General features: G+C 45.8%; 17 protein-coding genes. All 17 read right to left on the bottom strand.

What is annotated here, in order from left to right; translation table 11 throughout:
- Window positions 1–88: 88 nt before the first annotated feature.
- The 17 genes from MRBLPE1_RS13685 to MRBLPE1_RS13605 all read right to left on the bottom strand — a co-directional run bounded on the left by MRBLPE1_RS13685 (window position 89) and on the right by MRBLPE1_RS13605 (window position 19,716).
- Window positions 89–1,255, bottom strand: a complete 1,167-nt coding sequence (locus MRBLPE1_RS13685) for a nucleotidyltransferase domain-containing protein (protein WP_364146095.1) — start codon at window positions 1,253–1,255, stop codon at window positions 89–91.
- A gap of 24 nt (window positions 1,256–1,279) precedes the next feature.
- Window positions 1,280–2,620 carry a UDP-glucose dehydrogenase family protein gene (locus tag MRBLPE1_RS13680; protein WP_364146093.1) on the bottom strand — a complete coding sequence of 447 codons (1,341 nt, stop codon included), beginning with the start codon at window positions 2,618–2,620 and terminating at the stop codon, window positions 1,280–1,282.
- 32 nt (window positions 2,621–2,652) lie between these two features.
- On the bottom strand, window positions 2,653–4,020 hold the full coding sequence (locus tag MRBLPE1_RS13675; protein WP_364146091.1) for a sugar phosphate nucleotidyltransferase: 1,368 nt from the start codon (window positions 4,018–4,020) through the stop codon (window positions 2,653–2,655).
- Window positions 4,021–4,044: 24 nt separating this feature from the next.
- Complete coding sequence (locus MRBLPE1_RS13670) at window positions 4,045–5,031, bottom strand: polysaccharide pyruvyl transferase family protein (RefSeq protein ID WP_364146090.1); 987 nt, start codon at window positions 5,029–5,031, stop codon at window positions 4,045–4,047.
- Window positions 5,032–5,130: 99 nt separating this feature from the next.
- Window positions 5,131–5,682 (bottom strand): acyltransferase, encoded by a 552-nt coding sequence (locus MRBLPE1_RS13665; RefSeq protein ID WP_364146089.1) that lies wholly within the window; start codon window positions 5,680–5,682, stop codon window positions 5,131–5,133.
- A 101-nt stretch (window positions 5,683–5,783) separates the two neighbouring features.
- Complete coding sequence (locus MRBLPE1_RS13660; protein ID WP_364146088.1) at window positions 5,784–8,756, bottom strand: chitobiase/beta-hexosaminidase C-terminal domain-containing protein; 2,973 nt, start codon at window positions 8,754–8,756, stop codon at window positions 5,784–5,786.
- 25 nt (window positions 8,757–8,781) lie between these two features.
- Entirely contained in the window at window positions 8,782–9,669 is an 888-nt protein-coding gene (locus MRBLPE1_RS13655) for a glycosyltransferase (RefSeq protein WP_364146087.1), read from the bottom strand.
- Window positions 9,666–10,712 (bottom strand): glycosyltransferase family 4 protein, encoded by a 1,047-nt coding sequence (locus MRBLPE1_RS13650; protein WP_364146085.1) that lies wholly within the window; start codon window positions 10,710–10,712, stop codon window positions 9,666–9,668. The genes MRBLPE1_RS13655 and MRBLPE1_RS13650 overlap by 4 nt, the downstream gene beginning before the upstream one ends.
- Complete coding sequence (locus MRBLPE1_RS13645) at window positions 10,705–12,078, bottom strand: oligosaccharide flippase family protein (RefSeq protein ID WP_364146083.1); 1,374 nt, start codon at window positions 12,076–12,078, stop codon at window positions 10,705–10,707. The genes MRBLPE1_RS13650 and MRBLPE1_RS13645 overlap by 8 nt, the downstream gene beginning before the upstream one ends.
- A 3-nt stretch (window positions 12,079–12,081) precedes the next feature.
- Window positions 12,082–13,332, bottom strand: a complete 1,251-nt coding sequence (locus tag MRBLPE1_RS13640) for a glycosyltransferase family 4 protein (protein WP_364146082.1) — start codon at window positions 13,330–13,332, stop codon at window positions 12,082–12,084.
- On the bottom strand, window positions 13,329–14,501 hold the full coding sequence (locus MRBLPE1_RS13635) for an O-antigen ligase family protein (protein ID WP_364146081.1): 1,173 nt from the start codon (window positions 14,499–14,501) through the stop codon (window positions 13,329–13,331). Before MRBLPE1_RS13635 ends, MRBLPE1_RS13640 begins: the two co-directional genes overlap by 4 nt.
- Window positions 14,502–14,701: 200 nt before the next feature.
- Window positions 14,702–15,958: a glycosyltransferase family 4 protein gene (locus MRBLPE1_RS13630; RefSeq protein WP_364146079.1), complete on the bottom strand. Its 1,257-nt coding sequence runs from the start codon at window positions 15,956–15,958 to the stop codon at window positions 14,702–14,704.
- 12 nt (window positions 15,959–15,970) lie between these two features.
- A complete protein-coding gene (locus MRBLPE1_RS13625) occupies window positions 15,971–16,633 on the bottom strand; it encodes a sugar transferase (protein WP_364146077.1) in 663 nt (220 codons plus the stop codon).
- Window positions 16,634–16,635: 2 nt separating this feature from the next.
- Window positions 16,636–17,541, bottom strand: a complete 906-nt coding sequence (gene galU, locus MRBLPE1_RS13620) for a UTP--glucose-1-phosphate uridylyltransferase GalU (RefSeq protein WP_364146075.1) — start codon at window positions 17,539–17,541, stop codon at window positions 16,636–16,638.
- Between the two features lie 283 nt (window positions 17,542–17,824).
- The gene (locus MRBLPE1_RS13615) at window positions 17,825–18,517 is read right to left on the bottom strand and encodes a CpsD/CapB family tyrosine-protein kinase (RefSeq protein WP_364146073.1); all 693 of its coding nucleotides are present in this window, start codon (window positions 18,515–18,517) and stop codon (window positions 17,825–17,827) included.
- Complete coding sequence (locus MRBLPE1_RS13610) at window positions 18,498–19,253, bottom strand: YveK family protein (RefSeq protein ID WP_364146071.1); 756 nt, start codon at window positions 19,251–19,253, stop codon at window positions 18,498–18,500. The genes MRBLPE1_RS13615 and MRBLPE1_RS13610 overlap by 20 nt, the downstream gene beginning before the upstream one ends.
- 178 nt (window positions 19,254–19,431) lie before the next feature.
- Window positions 19,432–19,716 carry a hypothetical protein gene (locus tag MRBLPE1_RS13605; RefSeq protein ID WP_364146070.1) on the bottom strand — a complete coding sequence of 95 codons (285 nt, stop codon included), beginning with the start codon at window positions 19,714–19,716 and terminating at the stop codon, window positions 19,432–19,434.
- Between the last annotated feature and the right edge of the window lie 240 nt (window positions 19,717–19,956).

Raw genomic sequence — 19,956 nt, 5'->3', positions numbered from 1 at the left:
ACCCCGTTTAGCAAGTAGTATAACTTTGTATTTATTTATACTATTCGTATTGAAAATTCATTTTATGTCGCTTTTTTCTAAATAAAAATTAATTATTTATGATATTTCTCCAAAACCATAGAATCGGCCGGAGCGGAACATATAGAAAATGAAATGGTTTATATAGCGGCAGCAGAGACATATCTTTCACGTTAGGTTCCAGGTGATTCAGAAGATATCTCGCTCTCTGCCTGCCTGTCATTAGTGACAGAGTGTATCGAAAATAATGCCAAACGACGCTTTTCTCCGGTACCGGGTTTAATTTAACTATCTTTTTGATAAAAAACAAAGATGATTTCGCTAGCCGAAGAGCCTTTTTATTATTCGTCACTTGATTCATAGAATGAGGAATCTTTGAATCAAGCAGATTGAAAGCTAATATGAAGGCTTGCCCTGTAAATGATTGACCACCGTGCTGTCTAAAATAATCATGCATTTTCCCGCTATCCATTTTAGGCATTAAACGATCGATATCCATTAACCAGCGTAATCGAAACCAGGCATGCCTGGCACCATGATCAGCAAGATAATAGAGCAGGTCTTCATTGCCTAAGCAATGAAATTCCTGATTCAATAAATGAACTGTATTTCTACGTTCCCACAGTTGATTGAATGAATGAGAACCACTGGAATTAGGATTTAACCGCCAATGAATTTCAATTTGTACAGAATGTTCTTTATGACGGAAGGAAAGATGGTGATGCTTATCTTTCCAATTATGATGTAATGAATCCTTATCCTCTAATTCATATCCAAGCTGTGTCATGACTTCCAATGCTCTTTCCACATCTTCTACATCGAGCAGAATATCCAGATCTTTGGAAGTCCTATGCGACATATCACCGTAAAGTTGAATCGCCAGAATGGGGCCTTTCAACAAAATGGTGCGTATACTGTTGACTGATAATTTATCGCAAATTTTATTCATCTCTCTAGTTAGCTGCATCATCTTAATAATATTGGAATTGTAATGATAGTGGAGCGTCTCCATAATATCGGCAGGAATAAGAGATGAACGGATTTGATTTAGTTTCAAGTAAACGATCGGATAAACACGATGATGCAAGGTTAATTGTATAAACGAATCCCACTTCATATTTGAAGTGAATTCTCGTATTCTCTTCTCATCCAACTCTTGAACGTCGCGCAGAATGAATAGCATAAATGACAATTCATTCGAAATATCGCTTAAATCAATTTTCTCTGCTTTCATCATGTTAGAACCCCACTATCGTTAGAATTACAATTGCATAACAGGAATTTGCTGTTTGACGCCTTTATTTAGGCTCGGGCGGCCGACGGAATAATAAACGAAATCGGTTCCGAGCAAATCTTCCTCTTTAAACACATTGCGTCCATCGATCAGAATGGCCTGCTTCATGACGGATTGCAGCAGATTCAAATCCACTTCCGCGAATTCATCCCATTCCGTTAGTAAACAAAGCGCATCTGAGTCTTGTGCCGTATCGAGCGCCTGATTGCACCATATGACGCCTTCCTTGCCGTATAAGCCTTTGAAGTTTTCCATAGCAATAGGATCGTAAGCTTTCACCTTCACGCCGTTCTCTACCAAATATTGTATGATTTCGAGCGCCGGTGAATCGCGGACGTCATCGGTATTCGGCTTAAAGGCCAATCCCCATACCGCGACTGTCTTCCCTCGCAGCTGGCCATTAAAGATCGTCTCCAGCTTGCGGATAACATTAAACCTTTGATCCTGATTGACTTCCACAACCGACCGCAGCAGCTTGAACTCGTAATCGACGTTACCGGCGATTTGGATAAGGGCTCTGGTATCCTTCGGAAAACAGGAGCCTCCATAGCCGATACCGGCTTTAAGGAACGACTGTCCAATCCGTTTATCGTAACCCATCCCTTCCGCAACCTTCGTCACGTCTGCGCCTACCTTCTCGCAAATGTTCGCAATCTCATTGATGAACGAGATCTTCGTAGCGAGGAAAGCATTGGACGCATATTTAATCATTTCTGCGCTGCGGATATCCGTCACGATAATTTGCTCCGTCAGCGGCCGATGCAGCTCGGCCATCGTATCGGCTGCGTCTTGGTTATCAGCACCGATGACGATCCGGTCCGGATTTAGCGTATCTTTGACGGCAGAACCTTCGCGGAGAAATTCCGGCAGCGAAATGCTGTCGAACGGCTCGGATGTGCGGGTACGGATCAGCTCATGGATCCGTTCGTTCGTGCCGACCGGTACCGTGCTTTTTATAGCGATGATTTTATAGCCGTTCATCGCTTCGGCGATATCAAGGGCGGCTTGATTGATATAGGCCATATTCGCCTCGCCGCTTGGCATCGGAGGCGTTCCGACAGCCAGAATAATTATGTCCGATTGACGCACCGCTTCGGTCAGATCGGTTGTGAAAGAGAGTTTCCCGGCGGAACTGTTCTTATCCGCCAATTCCTTCAGCCCCGGCTCATAGATGGGGATCTCTCCAGCCTGCAGTGTCTCAATCTTCCCAAGATCCTTGTCGACACAGATGACTTTATTCCCCAGCTCCGCATAACAGACACCCGATACGAGCCCGACATAGCCGGTGCCAATGACTGTAATGTTCATTCTCATCACTCCCTATATTGAAATCCCTTCACTTATACGGCACATATTTCAATAATTTCATTCCAATCGAAGGCAAGCCGGACGATATCCTCTTCAACAAGCTCCGACCCGGTTTGCACCTCAATGATGTCCATTTCCGTCTCCGCCCGCAAACTGTGCTTGCTCTGTTTCGATATAACAAGCACATCTCCGGCCTTAACCGGAAACCGCTTATCGTTCAGGATCATCTCCCCGTTACCGGAAACGACGGTCCATACCTCGTCTCTAAGCAGATGGTATTGGTAGCTTAAATTATTGCCAGGCCCTATGCATATCCGTTTGGTCAGCACTTCTTTCCCGTCCGGATATTTCAAGTAATCGAGCACCCTGTAACGGCCCCAACGCCTCTCCTCGTACATAGGACGTTGATCCGAATGCTTCATAACCTCCTTAATCATCGGGCTTGATGCTTTGTCCGAGACGAGAATGCCATCCGGACTCGCCGCGACGACGACATTGGATAAATTAAGCAGCGTAATCGGAATATCCAGTTCGTTTATAATATGCGTATTGATTGAATTGTCGGTAATGATTCCTTTGCCGATCAGTGGGGTCGCAATTTCCTCCGTCAGCGTGTTCCACGTTCCAAGGTCCTTCCAATCCCCCTCGTATGGCAGAGCGACGATTAGATTGGCTTTCTCCACCACCTCGTAGTCGAAGCTGTTTTTCGTTAGCTTGTCGTACTGCTTCACCATCTCGTCGTATTGGATCGGAAGCCCGTGCGATAGCAGAATATTAATGATGAAATCCAGTTTGAATGCGAAAACCCCGCAGTTCCAAAGTGCTGCCTGCTCAATCATGACCGCTGCTTCTTCTTCGCGGGGTTTCTCCCGGAAGCTTTGTACATTCATATATGGCGCGTCATGCGTGGTCCCGTTTTGCGGAACGATATACCCGTATTTCTCCGAAGGATATGTCGGTTTTACTCCCATAAGCGCCAAATCCGCGCCTGACTCGTTCAAGACCCGGTCCAGTTCTTTGGTCTTGTGGAAGAACGACTCCTCAACGTAAGGATCGACCGGCATGACCACGACCGTCTCATTCAGGCTGACGCCTTTAACCGAATACAAATAGGTAGCCGCCAGCGCGATCGCAGGATACGTATCCCTTCTTTCCGGTTCGACAATCACTTCAATCTCGCTTCCCAGCTGGTTGTAAATCATTTCAACCTGCGGCTTGCTCGTTGCGATAAAAGCATGATCGCCAAGTCCGGCACTCGCAATCTGCCCCCAAACCCGCTGTACCATCGACTCAAGCTTTCCTTCCGAACTCAGCACCTTCAAGAACTGCTTGGAACGGGAATCGTTTGACAGCGGCCACAGGCGTTTGCCCGATCCCCCTGAGAGTAGAACAATTTTCATGGTGACTCCTCCTATACATATTAGTTAACTGATTTGCGAAGCATTTGAATTTGTTTTTTGCCCTTCATTCTTCACAATCAATTGGGCGGACCCTATGCCGCTTGTCCATGTATGATAATAGTTGGAGTTCTTGCCGTACGAATTGTCCAGCAGCGTATTGGGCTTGTCCATCAAGCACGATAAAATATGGCCATGCAGCCTTGACGTCTGTACCGTCTGGTAGCCGCTGAAGCGCTTGACAGCTTTATCTACCAAATAATCGGTGTACCTGCCCCAAATCGCCTGCATCGGCAGTGGACTGCTGCCTTTCTTTATCATTCTGACAATGAGATTAATCGATTTCTGCTCCACCCGGTTATACAAGGAGTTCCAATCCAAATAATCGCCGCGGCCCGCCGATTCGAGCTTCTCCTGCTCAATCGTTTTCTCAATATCCGTACGGAAGAAGCAGAGCAGATCTTTGCCCGGGCTGCCTTTGTGCCGGATCGGCCATAATTGATGGGCCATGTCGGGCGATAAATAAACGTTGCATTTATGGAATTTCTCAGATGCAGATTGATAGGACAACGTGTCGCGGACATAGAGATGAATATCTTTATGTCCATTGAATATTTGCGCCGTCCGGTCGAATTCAGACTCTTTCTTATAAAATATCGTCTGTGGAAGCATCACGATCCGATGGTACGGATAGCTGGTAATAATTTTCTCGCGCAGCTTCTGATGCGCCGGATACAGGTCTCCGAAGTTCCCTCCCCCATGCAGCACGATGATATGATCTTTCGGAATCATCAGTGAATCGGGAAAATCAAGCACGCTGTAGCGTGCACGGACGCGAATATTATAGTCTTTGAAGAACGTTTCCGTGCCTTTCATAATGAGCAGGTCGCCGCCGTTGCTATGAACGGGAATATCGATATAGTAAATGTTAGAGCCCGGCGGAATAACATTCAAAATTTGGCTAAGCTTATTTTTGAGACCATCCATAGGGTGAACATTCGGGGTACTCTTCATGACAATCCACTCCTTTATTGTTTCTCTCTTTCATTCGCTAGGTCAAAAATTAAAAAACATTTCTATCAATGAGCTGGGATGATAGAACCAATCCACTCCCTAGAGACTCCACTCGACGTTCCGTTTGACTAGCTTTGCCGGTACTCCCGCCACAAGCGTATAGGGCTCCACATCCTTCGTTACAACAGAACCCGCCGCAACAACGGCACCATTACCAATGGTGATGCCTTTTAAAATCGTCGATTTACAGCCGATCCAAACCTTATCTCCAATAAAGACCGGCTTCGTCGATTCGGTACCTAAAAGTTGATGATAATCGGTGTCTATTATGGATACATCCCAGGAAATTGCACAATTATTCCCTATCTTTACTTGTTCTTTGCACCTAATTTCAGATCTTCGATTAATAAATGTATGATCGCCAATCTCGATCTTCGCTTTTTTCGATTCCAGATAAAAGCCGGTATCTTTATGCAAGATGACGTTTTTCCCGATAATCAATTTGGAATCTTTAGCTTTGGATACAATGACTCTGCCGCACACCCGAAGCATGCTGCCTCCCTGTTCCAACTTCATTCTGAACAACATGCCGAGCAAAATACGGTATCCATATCTGACAAATTCCTTAAGGCTTCGCTTTCTCTTATCCATGATGTTTATCACCTCCAGTGGTGAAGTCTATCCTTGAAAACGGCCAACATCGACGAGATAATCGAGAAGCTGAGGCTTGTTTTTCAAATAACACTTGCTGCTCATTTTTTGCTGATATCGTAATAAAATTTCGGCCGTTCCCCTAGAACTAACTTGTAGATGTCGTAGTTGGTGTCCATAATCCCTTCCAGGTATTCCTTATAAGGACGGTCGGCGACATTCACAAGGCCTGAGTTATAACGTTCTCCCCAAATTCCCTGCCAATATCTTCCTAGACCTGCCTGGTCCATGTAATTGAATACATGAACGCCTACAATGAAGTCCAGACTGGCTGCACCCTCCATATAATTCCGGTAACGCATTGCTCTCTCAAACTGGTTCGCGGCCGAATTAGGAAGGAGAGGATCCAATCCTTGTTCCGCTGTACCGTAACCGAATTCGCTTATCAGAATCGGTTTGCCGCCCGACTTCTTGTGAACATCCTCCAAAAGTTCGGGTTTGAGATGATAACTGTAATGGTTGATACTGATAACATCCACGTATTTCCCTTCGATCTCCGCCATAACGCTCCGAAACTTCTCATTGTGAAAAGGAGTCGTTAGCCAGCGGTCTCCGAGAAGGAGATGATTCGGATCATATTTGCGGTAGATCCGTGAAACCGTTCCGAAGAACGTGTCCAGATAATATCTAAAAAATGCGTCCATATCACGCCAAGCCGACGATGTATTGATCGGCAGCTCCGCTTCCTTCAATTCTTCAAAGGAATTAAAGCTTGTCTGCCAATGGCTGTTAAATTTGTCTATGTCTTGATATTTATCCTTCAGCCTTTTAACCAAACGTCCTTTGATCGCTGCTTTGCTAGCCTTCAGCTTCGGAACATGGGAATAAAACTTATGGTACTCGTATTCGTTGTCGATGAAGTACCCGATCAGCAGCGGATCATCCTTGTTCGGCTTGAGTACATTTGCTAACGTCTTATCGAGCTTGGCTTCCGCATCCGGCGCAAAAATGTCGAATATCGAAATCCCGCCAATATTAGCCCAGTTCATGCTCGTAAGCGGAAGCATCCGCACGTAAGGCAATTTGGTCTCATTGCTGTATTTCTCAGGCGAATAGCCCCCCGCACTGTTAAAACCCCATTTTCTGATACGCTCGGCCGCTTCCGAATAGATAGCATGCTCGGTTGGAACTTTCCCTGTTTTCCGGTATTTGTTCGCCAGATAGAACGAGAAGTTTTCTAACCCCATAAATGCCGATTTATATTCCTCTTGATTAGAAGGCATCGATTCGAACAGTTCCTCCCGGCCCTTTACCATCGTATAGGTTTCGTTGGCTGTAAGACCGTTCACCCCTAAGCTGAAAAAGAGATTGCCTCCCGGAGTTGTCATCACTTTGCGGCTTCCTATTTGTTGAATTGTAAAAAATCCTGTTTTTTGCAACCCGTATTTTGCCGCACTGCCTTCCAGGCCGCCGTATTGGTCACGATTCGAAGGCGGTGTTAAACCGCTGTAATAGGAGGCGTCTGCCGCGGCATCCGCTTCCAGTTGCTGTTCATTTGTCACCTTCCCGGGAAAATTCGCCGAGGTCAATTGACCGAACCTGTCCACTTTAATTAGGTTGCTTGCGTTGAGCGTATATTTACGGATGGGGCTTGGCTCCATACCATCCTTGACCGCATAGGTTTCCAGCACGTTATAACCTGTGAGTTGAAGCGGTTCGGAATAGGGCTTGAAGCCGAACCCATTATTCAAACGGTAAAAAACCTTTGCCTCGCCCGGAGCCGTTAACTGCACATCGTGCAATGTTTCGGCGCTTTTGGTTGACTTAATGTTCACGGAAGAGGTGCTTCGATTTAAAATCACATTTGAAACCTGAGGCGACCAAGATGCAGCCGATCCGTGCAGCTCGATTTTCAAATACCTCGTACCCGCCGGCAGTGACGAAGCTTCGTAAGCGTACTTCTGCCAATTGCCTACTGGATGGCCTACCGAATAGGCTTTAGCAGAAATTTCGGAATAATCCTTTCCATTCTCCGAAATGAAGATCCGATGTTTCTCAATGGTCTTTCCAGTAAAAAAGTAGCTGTAGACCATAAAGGAAGAAATATCGTAATCCGTATGATAAATGATGTTCCCCGGCTTCTTTGAAGTACGCACCATCCGGTTTGAATCGTTGCCGAAGAAATAGGGAGCACTTCTCAAAATATAAATACCCGATTTGCTGTAAAGCTGTTTAAAATTTTCGAGCGTGTCGTTCATTCCGACTGTCGTATCCAAAGTACCATCCGGCACATACCGGTAGGTGGAAACCCTGCTGGCCGCTGATTTGCCCGATGCCGAATGGCTTACGGCGGAAATCTTTATCAGAAGTTCGTTCACCAATTTGATCGGTGAAGTATAAAGCTTGCGTGTAAGAGATGTTCTGGGGTCGCTGCCGTCCGTAGTGTAATACACGGTATCGCCGGCAGTTGCTCTTTCCAACATGACCATACTGCCGTAAGGGACGGACCCCGAAGGCAGGTTGGACCTTACGCCCAATGAACCATTCAGCACCGCTTTCCCAATTACCGGTGATTTAGCGATATCGCTGCCAGTGTATTGTATTTTCAAATATCTTGCATCTCCACGAAAGTTCCGTACTTCATATACGACAAAATTCATGTTATCCGCGTCTTTGTAAATTTGCGGAGTCACTTCCTCGTATTCTTGTCCATCGTGGGAAACATAAAAATTCGGATGATTGTAAGGCCCGTTGTCCGGACGATAGTACGTGTATAAGGAAAAATTCCTTAGAGGACCGTTCGACCGGTACGTCATGTATTCGTTTGATCGAAAGCTTCGGATCACCCGGGTGGGATCAGCCGCAGCCTCAGATACTTGAAGAGAGAGAGTCTCCGAATGTTTGTAAACATGACTCCAATCCACAAGATCATCAACTACTATTTCAGCTGAAGTAGTGTTGGTAGAGTTGTCTGCAAAACCGTGTATCGGCATAATGGTTATAAGTAAACTAAAAATCAATAAAATATAAAGCAGTGTACGATTATATTTCTTGATGTTTTTTAACCTCTCCACCATTTTTCTCCTTTTCTCTCTTTGTCTAGTTATAGGTGCGCAATACACCGCTGATCAAACCGTTATTGTATATAATTTTGCTGATATTGCGGAAAATCCGATGCTTATCGAAGAAAAAAATGATCGTCAACAGCAGAAACACCGGAATCTTCAGGACGGATTTGACGATAATGCCTTTTTTCCTCTCCGAGCTGACTGCACTGCTCACTCCCTGCCAATAGATCCTGCGCAGCAGCCATTTCCTGCTAACTCTGCTGTGCGGAATTTTGTGCCGCACCCAGGCATGAGGGGTGTAATAGACGGTATAGCGGCTGCGGATTCGATCAATGAGCTCGGCTTCCTCGCTTGAAAGCAGGTTACTCCCCACTCTGCCCAAATCTTCCCGAAAAGGTTTTAGCGAATTGAAGACGGATTTGCGGAACGCCACATTGGCTCCGAATGGTATGGCCGGCTTTTTCATTTCTACAATTTCATTGGAATAATCCAAAATGGTATAGAGCGTCCGGTTTTCCGGCAAAAGCCAAGTCGGCTCCGCCCCTTCCCAAGCGGGTTCGATTCTGCCGCCAACGCAGCCGATTCGGGGATCGGTCTCAAATAAGGAGACAATCCCACTAATCCATTCCTTGGAAGCCATTGCATCATCGTCTAAGAACAGCACATACTCGCCCTTCGCTTCGCGAATCGCACGATTCCGGGCTACGGAGAGCCCCAGCCGTTCTTCATAAACATAAATAATCGGGATGCTTGTCATCTGATTGACTTCTTGAACAACCTGTTTGGTGTTGTCGGTGGACCGGTTGTCAACCACAATCACCTCAAACGCATCCGTAAAGTTTTGCCGTAAAAGACTTAAAAGAGCTTCTCTCACGTCCTCAGCCCTGTTATGGGTGCAAATCGCTACTGTCGCTTTCATGCATTCACCTCGTACCGTTTTGTCCCGGTATAAACTTTTATCATTTTTCCGGCTATCCCCTGCCAGTCCAGTTCTGCCAATTTTTTTGAAATGTGCTTCTCTACCTCGTTCATATTCATATTTACCGACATCGCCAGTGCCTTGCTTAATCCGTCCGGGTCAGCAGGATCGTATAAGATTCCGCATCCTTCGGAAACATATTCGCTAAGCGAACCGAGCTTGGGCGCAACGACCGGCTTATAATGAGAGAGAGCCAGAATCGCGCTTCCGGAAGTCGTAATCTGGTTGTAAGGCAGCACCATAACATTTCCCGCCCGTAAATAATCGACAAGTTCGTGATCATCCACAAAATGAGGATAAACTTTGATTCTGCCGTCATTAATCGGATCAATATAATCCAATTTATAACCGTCATCTACTTTTCCCGCTATCAGCAATCCAACGGAGTCCGACTTAACCGATAAAAAAGCTTCGACCAGCTTCTCGATTCCTTTATAAGGGTTGATTCTGCCGATAAATAAGAATAGGAACTGTTCCGGCGGAATGCCGAATCGCTTACGGATATCCGTCCCTTTGCCGACATAGGCGTCCACGTAATGGCCATGCGGTGTAACAATCAGCTTATCAGCGCTCACCCCGAACGTTTCGATAACCTCTTGTTTTACCGTTTCACTCATGACGAATCCTTTGTTGCAGACGGATAAAATAAACTTTCGCATCATATAATTCCATTTACTTTTGCCTGTCGAATGCGGCCAAATATTGTGAACGGTCCAAAACAACCGTACACCCCGGACTTTCAAAAACAATAGAAGTCCGGCAAATAACAGCGACTTCACGATCGTTAGGGGGAAATTGGACGCCTGATACGAATAACTGGGCCAATGCATATGGACGATGTCTCCCTTTGCAGGTTTAAGGGTGTTCTTTGTATCGTAATGTTCCACCTGCAGACCGTTATCTTCGATGGACTTTGTCAGCAATTCGGAATATTTGTTATATTCGCTAACTTTAGGCCACATGTAAACTGTTGGGTTACTCATCCATTCCACCTGCTCTTCCAGCTCTTTTAATGATCTTTTTTTCTCTCAGACGCCCGATCAAAAAACGGAAATCGTCTTTATCAAAAAGCATACCGGCAAACCGCACCTTAAACACGACCCGCATCGCCGCTATTGTGATCAGCATTCTTACCAGTGCACCGATTAATAAAGATAGGGCAATTCCGTTCAGACCGTATAAAGGGGTAAATACAAAGAATAGTCCGATTGTAATCGCAAGTGCTATAACCTGTCTGATTAGTACGAGACCGGGACGACCCAATGCGTTGAACGAAGTTGCCAGAATCCATGAGCCGCCCCCGAGAATGCATTCTATAGAAAGAAGATAAAACGCGGTGCTGGCCTCCAAAAATTCCTTACCGAATAAAATTCCCATCAGGAATTTGCCGATGAATATACTCGGTACGACCACGATCGTCATCAGGATAAGCGACAACCGGAAAGCCCGGCCGACCGTTGCGATAATCTTGTCCTTGTCCAGCCCTGTCAATTTCGGAAAAATGACATTCGAGATGGCCATCTGAACCGTGTTGAAAACGCGGGACAGAGCATATACGACGCTATACAGACCGAAATCCCGCGGCGTGAGCAGCGATAAGATAATGATTTTGTCAAACTGCGAATACAAGGTACCAAGCAGTTCAACGCCAAACACCCTGCTGCCGTAACCGAACAACGACTTGGCCGCAGCCCGGTCAACCATACGCTTCAACCAATCGATCTTTAGCTCGCCCCTCAATTGATACAAGGACCAAATGACGACTATCAGCGTTGTGATCAGGTAGACGAATGAAGCAGCGTGGATATCAAGCACTCCGGTCATAAAGAGTACGAGGATACCCGCCAAATTAAAAAGCGGAACAAACAACCTTACGCCGTTATAGATTTTGAAGTTATCCGAGCTTTGGGCAAGCGCCGCAATCAGATTGACCGCTAGCAGCAGCGGCAGCGTCAGCACGGTGTACCATCGTGCGGTCTGAATGACCTCGGCAGAATAGTTGCCCAGCCAAACCGGAAGATACATCCATGAAATGACGCCTACAATGATGCTGACCGGGAGCTGGAACAGGAAGCCTGCCCTGATGTATTCCGCTCCTTTGCCGGCATGCCGCTTCATGTTGTAAATAAGAGAAGTGGGAAGTCCGAATCCAACAACCCCTACCAGGAAGGTCGACCAGAACAGAATCGCCGAAAATTCCCCTTTGCCGGCGACGCCGAACATTCTTGCCGTCATGATGGAGGTCAGCGTGGTGATGACCATCACCATAAAATTGGTTGCGCTTGTGCGCATAATCGTTTGTACAAGACCGTTCCCATTTAATATTTTACGGATTGCCAATTGTGCCATAGACTACCTTCCCACGCCGGCCTTTATTTTTTTTCCAGTTGAAAAAATCTTCTCCGATTGTGCAGTACCGGTTACCTGTGTCAGAACCGATTTATATAATTCCGAATACTGTTCTAGCTGCGATTGTTTGGTGAAATTGCGGCTATGTTCCAGACATTGTCTTTGAATTGTTCGTTTTTCTTCAGCCGAGAATGAATAATATTCCCTTAACTTATCTTGAATGGCTTCTGAGCTGCCTGGAGCAAAAAGAAATTGACGATCCGGCACAACGTCCGGAATTCCTCCTACTGCTGAGGCGTATACGGGCGTACCGACTTGATAGGATTCGATGAGGACCCGCCCGAACGGCTCTTCCCAAATCGAAGGAACAACTGTGACATCTACTTGGGCCATGAGTTCCCGAGCCTCTTTCGGCTTCACTTTACCGGTGAACACGATGCGGCCGTCATTCCGGCACGATTCCGAAAGCTCCTCTTTCAGCTTGCCTTCCCCGCATACATATAGCCGCTCAACCATCTCTTTCGGTAATGAGCGGACAGCATCGATTATTTCACGAACACCCTTCTCCGGTTCGATTCTGCCGAAATAGCCAATACGCAGCGCCTTACGCTCGAAATCTTTCTCTCCCGCGGCGATGTCGCCATCCACTACGTTCGGAATGACCAGCTTTTGAGCATTCGGAAACAATCCCGCCGCTTCCGTATGACGCTTTAAAATATGCGAAGATATACCGACAACCGCGGATACCCGTTTGCTGAATCCAAGAGAAGTCAGCTTGTATAACCCCGCAATCAGTGGATTGGATATCGGCGAGCTGACAGGCGAGATGAGCGAGTAATCTCTTAATGTATGAACGATCGGTACACCTGCTTTGAAGAAAGCAGTCCATATCCCAGCCCCGAAACCGGACAAATTCTGAGTATGAACCAAATCAGGTTTGATTTCCTTCAATAGCTTCGTCACAGTCGCGATTTGCACAGGATTATAAAAATCGAGAAGTCTGCGAGCCACCTTATGCAGCGTGCCGTGGTTTTCCGAATCGCCGATCCAATACAAATTGTTGTAAGGAACACGATGAACCGTAACCCCATTAATCAACTCAGACGTTATACCGGCGTTTCTCTTTTGCCCTCCAGTCGTAAGCACGTGCACATCAGCTACTGAATTAAGCGTTTCGGCTAAGATTTGAGTCGATATTTCCGCACCGCCAATAATATGAGGGCTGTACAAACTATTTACAATAACGATCTTCATGCCTTTCGTCTCCATTCGCTATAGATGGGTCTAGCGGGAATTATCAGACCTTTACCCCTAACGGGCATACGCACAGGCATTCCGGTACGTATGGCTTCCGTTTCGAACCCCCCCCCGCGGATGAACCCGAACAACAACCAAAAATCCAGAAAAGCATATGAATCAAAATTCATGACGAGTGCGATGCATAATGCAAAAGCGAATTTCGAATACGAATTTGCCCCACAGCTGCGAAAAATCGAAACCAGAAATCCTCCAAAAAGGATAACCCCGATAAGGCCTTCCTCAGCGAACACCTTCGACACCATATTTCTCGACGTTGCGTCATAGGGATTAATAAATACCAGATCGTGCACTTCACTGAATTTCAATCCGCTGCTGAAATACTGCTGTAGGAGGGAGGCAAATTCCGTATAATAAAAGCCGCCGCCTACTCCAAAAATCGGATGCCTGGCAAATTCTAAAAAACCAATGGCCGGAAACACCAGCCTGATAAAAAATGAATTATCATTATTTATTAATTGATTGAAATTGAACTGAAACCGCTGCGTAAAATAGCCGCTTACCTTGAACGTTTCGATCAGAAAAGGAACGCCTACAACAACAACAAAAGCGCAGACTGACAGAACGACCAGCATCCGTCCCCTATTCTTGTTCGTTACTAGTACATAAATAACCAGCGCAGTCAGAATTACGGTGTACGCGTAAGCGGAGAAGGAAAGTACCATAAGCAGGATAACAGCGATAAGCAGATGCATCTGCTTTCGGAATCCCTGTTTATACAAGAAGAACATGATTAGCCCGCCGCTCAGCATATGGATCGCCGCCCATGAAGGCTCGCCCGACAGCATCTGAATTCTTCGGAGGTACACTTTATCCGCGAATAATCCTGTAAAGACTCCGGAAAATCCGTTGCGGATGAAAAATGCATCGATTAGCTGCAGAAAACCGGCTGCAAGCGGAGGAATAAACGCTATAGCAATACTTTTAGCGATACCGCTTCTAATCTCCGGATCTTCTTTCGCTTGTTCAGCGACATATACCGTTACCCTGTACATAGACAGACCAAACAGAAGCGTGATAATATGCGACGCACTGCTGGCGATATCACCGTTTCTCGTTGCCACAAGCAAGGAATGCCCAATGCTGTACATCACGAAGATGAGCAAGAATGCATCCCCCTTCTTGAACCTGAAGTCGGTAAACAAGAGGAGGACGGAAGCAAGGAACATTGGAAACATGGATACAGGCCTATAGACCGAGAATGGGATATATGGCAAGCTGTCGTACGTCAAAAGCATCAGGGATAACATAAATAGCGCAATAACAAGATTTCGAATAACCAACACCTGCTCTTTGCGCAATTGCCCTACGATAGAATCAACTCCAGATTTTTACGGGTCACAGAGCTGCTGAAATGATGGGTCACGTAACGGATCGAATTGCGCGATACTTTTTCGTTTATCTCATCGTTGTCCAATAATAGGAGTACATTTTGTACCATCTCCTCATCCGTTTCACAGACGAACAGATCCTCATGATTGATTGCATTAATGCCTTCACTGCCGATCGGATTGGTTACGACTGGTACTCCCCAAGACATAGCCTCGACGATCTTCGTTTTAATTCCTGTGCCAAAAAGCAGCGGAGCGATCATTAGAGCGGCATCGCTTACGACCCGCTTAACGTTATCCACTTCGCCGGTTACGATAATGTCAGGATAGGCCTGCTGCAGCCTAAGCACTTCGGCAGTCGGATTTTTTCCGACGATATAGAACTTTGCTTTCGGTGCTTGCTGCTTTATCTTGGGCCATATCTGCTCACAGAAATAAACGACGGCGGAGCTATTGTGCGGGATGTCCATTTTCCCTACAAAGACGATCTTGTTCCTGTCGTACGACCTGGGATTCCCCGTCATTTTCTTATCCGGGTCGAATCTCATCGGGATGCCGAGACAAGAGCGATGACTGACAATTTGCCGGAAGGTCTCCGCTTCTTTGGGAGAAGTAAAGATAAGATGTTGGAAATTTTGGGCTGCATGTTTTTCGTACTTGTGCAGCAGCTTGCTTTCGAAAGAAACAAGCCATTTTTGAATGAACTTCAAATTTGCAAACCGCTTGATACCGGATGGGAGCTTGTCCGAGAAGCCGCCGAATACAGATGGAATGTAGTGAAACCATTGAAGCTGCCGTTCATAGCGCAATGACAGAAGATCATCGTAGCTGAGCACCTTTTGTCCGATTCCGTCCGTAACGTATTCCGCTACACGCACCATATCGTAAAAGATGAATTCCGGCTGCTCTTCCTTGATCATTTCCTTGATCAGCCGATGTGTTCTCCGGGAGTAATAAACGGATACTTGCAGCGGCCACCTTCGCATTAACAAGGAATAGACCAGGACATTGAACAGTTTTTCGGCCATACCGGGCAATTGCAGGCATACCAAGCGAGAAATCGCATCCGGTTGATCCTTCAGGTACTTCTTGTCATCAACAAAAGACAAGTTCACGATCTGACATTCGGGATAAATATCTTTGATTTGATAAATGTATTGCTGAAGCAGGTTTTTTCTGCCGTCCGTATTTGGAAATGGCAGCCGGTTCGTAATAAACATCATCTTTTTCATTCATTTTCCGCCTTAAAAAGCATCTTTTGCCCCAAGGAGCACTTTGAATGTCTTGAATATGATTTTCAAGTCAAACCCAACGCTCCGATTTTGGATGTACTTCAAGTCCAGCTCAACCATTTCTTTAAAACTTAATTCATTACGGCCGCTTACCTGCCAAAGTCCTGTACAACCAGGTTTAACCGTTAAACGCAGCTTGTCGTAATCTGTATACTCCGCAACTTCCCTTACAAGAGGAGGTCTTGGGCCTACCAAGGACATTTCGCCCCGGAGCACGTTGATCAGCTGCGGGAGCTCATCAATGCTTGTTTTCCGTATGAACTTCCCGATTTTCGTAATGCGCGGATCGTTCTTCATCTTGAACATAGCGCCTTCAATTTCATTCTGAGCGAGCAGTTCTTTAAGCTTTTCTTCCGCATTGCTAACCATGGAGCGGAATTTATACATCCGGAACGGCTTCTCGTTCTTGCCGATCCTTGTTTGATAGAATAATACGGAGCCTTTCGGATCCTCTAATTTAATCAAAATAGCAATGATAACAAACAGCGGACTTAACAGAATCAATCCAAACAGCGAACCGGTTACATCAATGGTACGTTTGAACACCGAATTCAGGGAAAACCTATAGTCATTAGGAGTGTTCAATACCACTTCATCGCGATACTGCGGATGCATGGTTATTCACCCCCTATGCCTATTAATTGCTGTTTCAAATGCTCCCGTTCCAACAATTCTCCAAGCTCTCTCATGAGCTTGTGTCGAAGGTCGTTATTCCGGAGCGCAAAATCGACCGTTGTCATAATAAAGCCATGAGTTTCACCCACATCATAGCGCTTGCCTTGGAAGTCATATGCATAAACGCCTTTATCTACATTCAGCTTTTGAATCGCATCGGTTAGCTGAATTTCTCCGCCTGCGCCAATCTCTTGCTGTCCTAAGTAATCGAATATATCCGGGGTTAGAATATATCGGCCCATAATTGCCAAGTTGGATGGAGCCTGTCCTTTTGGCGGCTTCTCCACAAAACGGTTCACTTGATACAGACGGTCCATCTTCTCGCCAGGATCGACAATCCCGTACCGGTCTGTTTGATCCGCATGAACGGTTTGAACGCCGATGACCGAACTTCCGGTACGCTCATACTGCTCGATCAACTGCCTGATGCAAGGCACTTCGGCCTCTACGATATCATCGCCAAGCAGAACAGCGAACGGCTCGTCTCCGATAAAATTGCGTGCGCACCATACAGCGTGACCGAGCCCTCTTGCTTCTTTTTGCCTTATATAATGAAGATTTACATTGGAGGATTTTCTAACTTTTTCCAAAATGTCAAACTTCCCTTTACTCTCGAGCGTATATTCCAGCTCAAACGCAATATCAAAGTGATCTTCGATTGCACGTTTACCTTTACCAGTCACGACGATGATGTCTTCTACCCCTGATTCAATGGCTTCCTCTACGATGTACTGAATGGTGGGCTTATCAACGATTGGAAGCATTTCTTTCGGCATCGCTTTCGTCGCCGGCAAAAACCGGGTACCAAGTCCTGCAGCAGGAATAATGGCTTTTCTCACTTTTTTCATTTGACTTCACCCTATCCTATTTATATTTTTTTATTCGCATTGTACCGAGATGCTAAAAATGCGAGCTATGCTTTCCTTGTCTGAGAGCATAGCTCGGATTTTTAGAAAAAAAACCCGAGGTAAAATAAAGATTGCTAGGGCATTTAACCCTTCCTCACGTCACACTCTTGACGATAAACGTCTAAGGTCCTTTGACCCACAGCATGACCGAGTGCCTCCGGTGATAGAGGTGCAGGAGGCATTACCTTCCAATCCAACTAGCTATTATCTCGGTATAATGACGTTAAGCCTCGTTGCTAGCTCCGTAATAGTAGGAATAGGAATCCGAATGATTTCGGTTAATGTTATTGAGAACAACGCCGATAAGATTGGCTTGCACATGCTCGAGAGAGGCCTTCGCCTTGAGCGCAACTTCTTTTTTCACTTTTCCCGAGCCGATGACAAGAACGACGCCATCGCTTTGGGCCGCAACGATTTGAGCGTCCGTTACGGACATGATCGACGGTGTATCGATGATGATCACGTCATAGGTTTCTCTCAACTTCTCAAGCAGCGCCCCCATATGATCCGACGATAGCAGCTCTGATGGATTAGGCGGATTCGGGCCTGCGGCAATGACCGACAGATTCTCCGTATTCGAATGCTGGATGACATCCTTCAGCTCTTGTTGATGGAACAAGGCGGATGTCAAGCCTTTATGGTTGGATAGTCCAAAAATGTGATGCTGCGCCGGTTTTCGCAAATCCGCATCGATCACCAGCACCCGTTTGTTTGCATGAGCGAAAGAAACCGCCATATTGGCGCATGTTATGCTTTTCCCTTCGCCCGGTTGGGATGAGGTGACCATAATGATCTGCAGTTTATGGTCGATCGTCGAAAACTCGATGTTGGTCCGCAGCATCCGATAACCTTCGGATATTGGCGAATTTGGATTTTTTTCCGCAATAAGGTTCCATTTACGTATCAAGCGAGACATTGCTTCCCCTCCCGGCTCTTGGTGTTAGCTTGGCTTTGCTGCCCCTATCTATGGCATCACTCTCTTTAAACTTCGGAATCGATGTCAGTACCGGAACCCCAAGCAGCATCTCGATGTCTTCTTCGTTCTTGATCGTGTCATCCAAATAATCCAGAAGGAAGGAAATGCCTACGCCCGCCATCAAAGACAGTATGAATGCGACAGCAATATTCATAATCGGATTTGGAGCCACCGGGCCATGCGTCTCTTTCGGATCGGCCTGGTCCAAGACGGAAACATTGTCAACCTTCATCAGCTCAGGAACCGATTTTTGAAAAACGATCGCAACGGCGTTGGCGATATTGGCCGCCTTCTCATAGGAGTCTTCCCGGGCGGTTATGGTCATTATCTGTGTTTCATTAGCCGAGCTGACGTTTACCTTGCCAGCGAGCTCTCCGTACGTCTTAGCAAGCTCCGGGTACTCTTTGATGACTTTTTTCATCATACGAGGCGTTTTAATGATTTCTTTGTAGGTTTTGATGAGTCCAATCGTGGAGTTAATGGAGCCTACGTCTATGCTTGGTTGCATCGAGCTGCTGTCCTTGAAGTCGTTGACGATTAGTGTAGCGGAAGCTTGATACTGCGGTTCGATGAAGTTGAACGAGTAAATGCCGATGGTCAGACAACTTACTGAAATAATTAAAGCAATCCATAAAAGCCTTCTTTTGATGATCATCCAATATCGTTTTAATTCCAACTTGGTTCCTCCGTTACTAGTTAAGTCATCTTGCCGTTAATGTTTGTAATAAATTATTCCTAGTGAATATTAATGTTTTTAAGTTATTCAAAACGCGAACTTTCGGGCACGGTTAATTCAGAGAAGCACCCAGTCCGATGCTTCCAATCACGTTTATGTAACTCTGCTATGTAACTGCTTATTTACTTATATTCATAAACTCATCGACCGTTCCGCCATTCATGACGTGCTCCATCATATCTTCCGAGCAAGCCTCATGTCCCACCTTCTTGAGCAGCAGCGATACAAGCTCAGCCATGTCAACGGGTTCGTTACTTACCGTATATCCAGTGACCATAAGAAGTTCAGCTAACGATCTCGAATCCTCTTGTCTCTCTTGATTCATTAGAGAAGGATCTTCAGATAGTATTTCCAAAAATTGCTTCAGCCGTACTCGCTTCTGCTCCACATTCGAAACATTCATCTTTGACACCCTCCATTTTTCAACCCTCTCGTTCACTTAAGATTGCTACAAATCGACAAATAACACAAGCTTCATTAAGAGGTTTTAATATTAGTAAAATATAATTTTTGCTATAGCATTTGATTTTTCTCCTAACTTGTTTCAGGAGTCATGTTAGCCTTGCTCCCACTGTGAATCTAAGTATGACACAGATTTTTGATATTCTTGAGGGAATAAAGACATGTTGTCGGTTAGACATTC

This window comes from Paenibacillus sp. LPE1-1-1.1 (assembly GCF_040676435.1).
GTDB lineage: Bacteria > Bacillota > Bacilli > Paenibacillales > Paenibacillaceae > Pristimantibacillus.
Note: the sequence above shows the minus strand (reverse complement) of the source record. Positions and strands in the feature narration are given on the sequence as shown.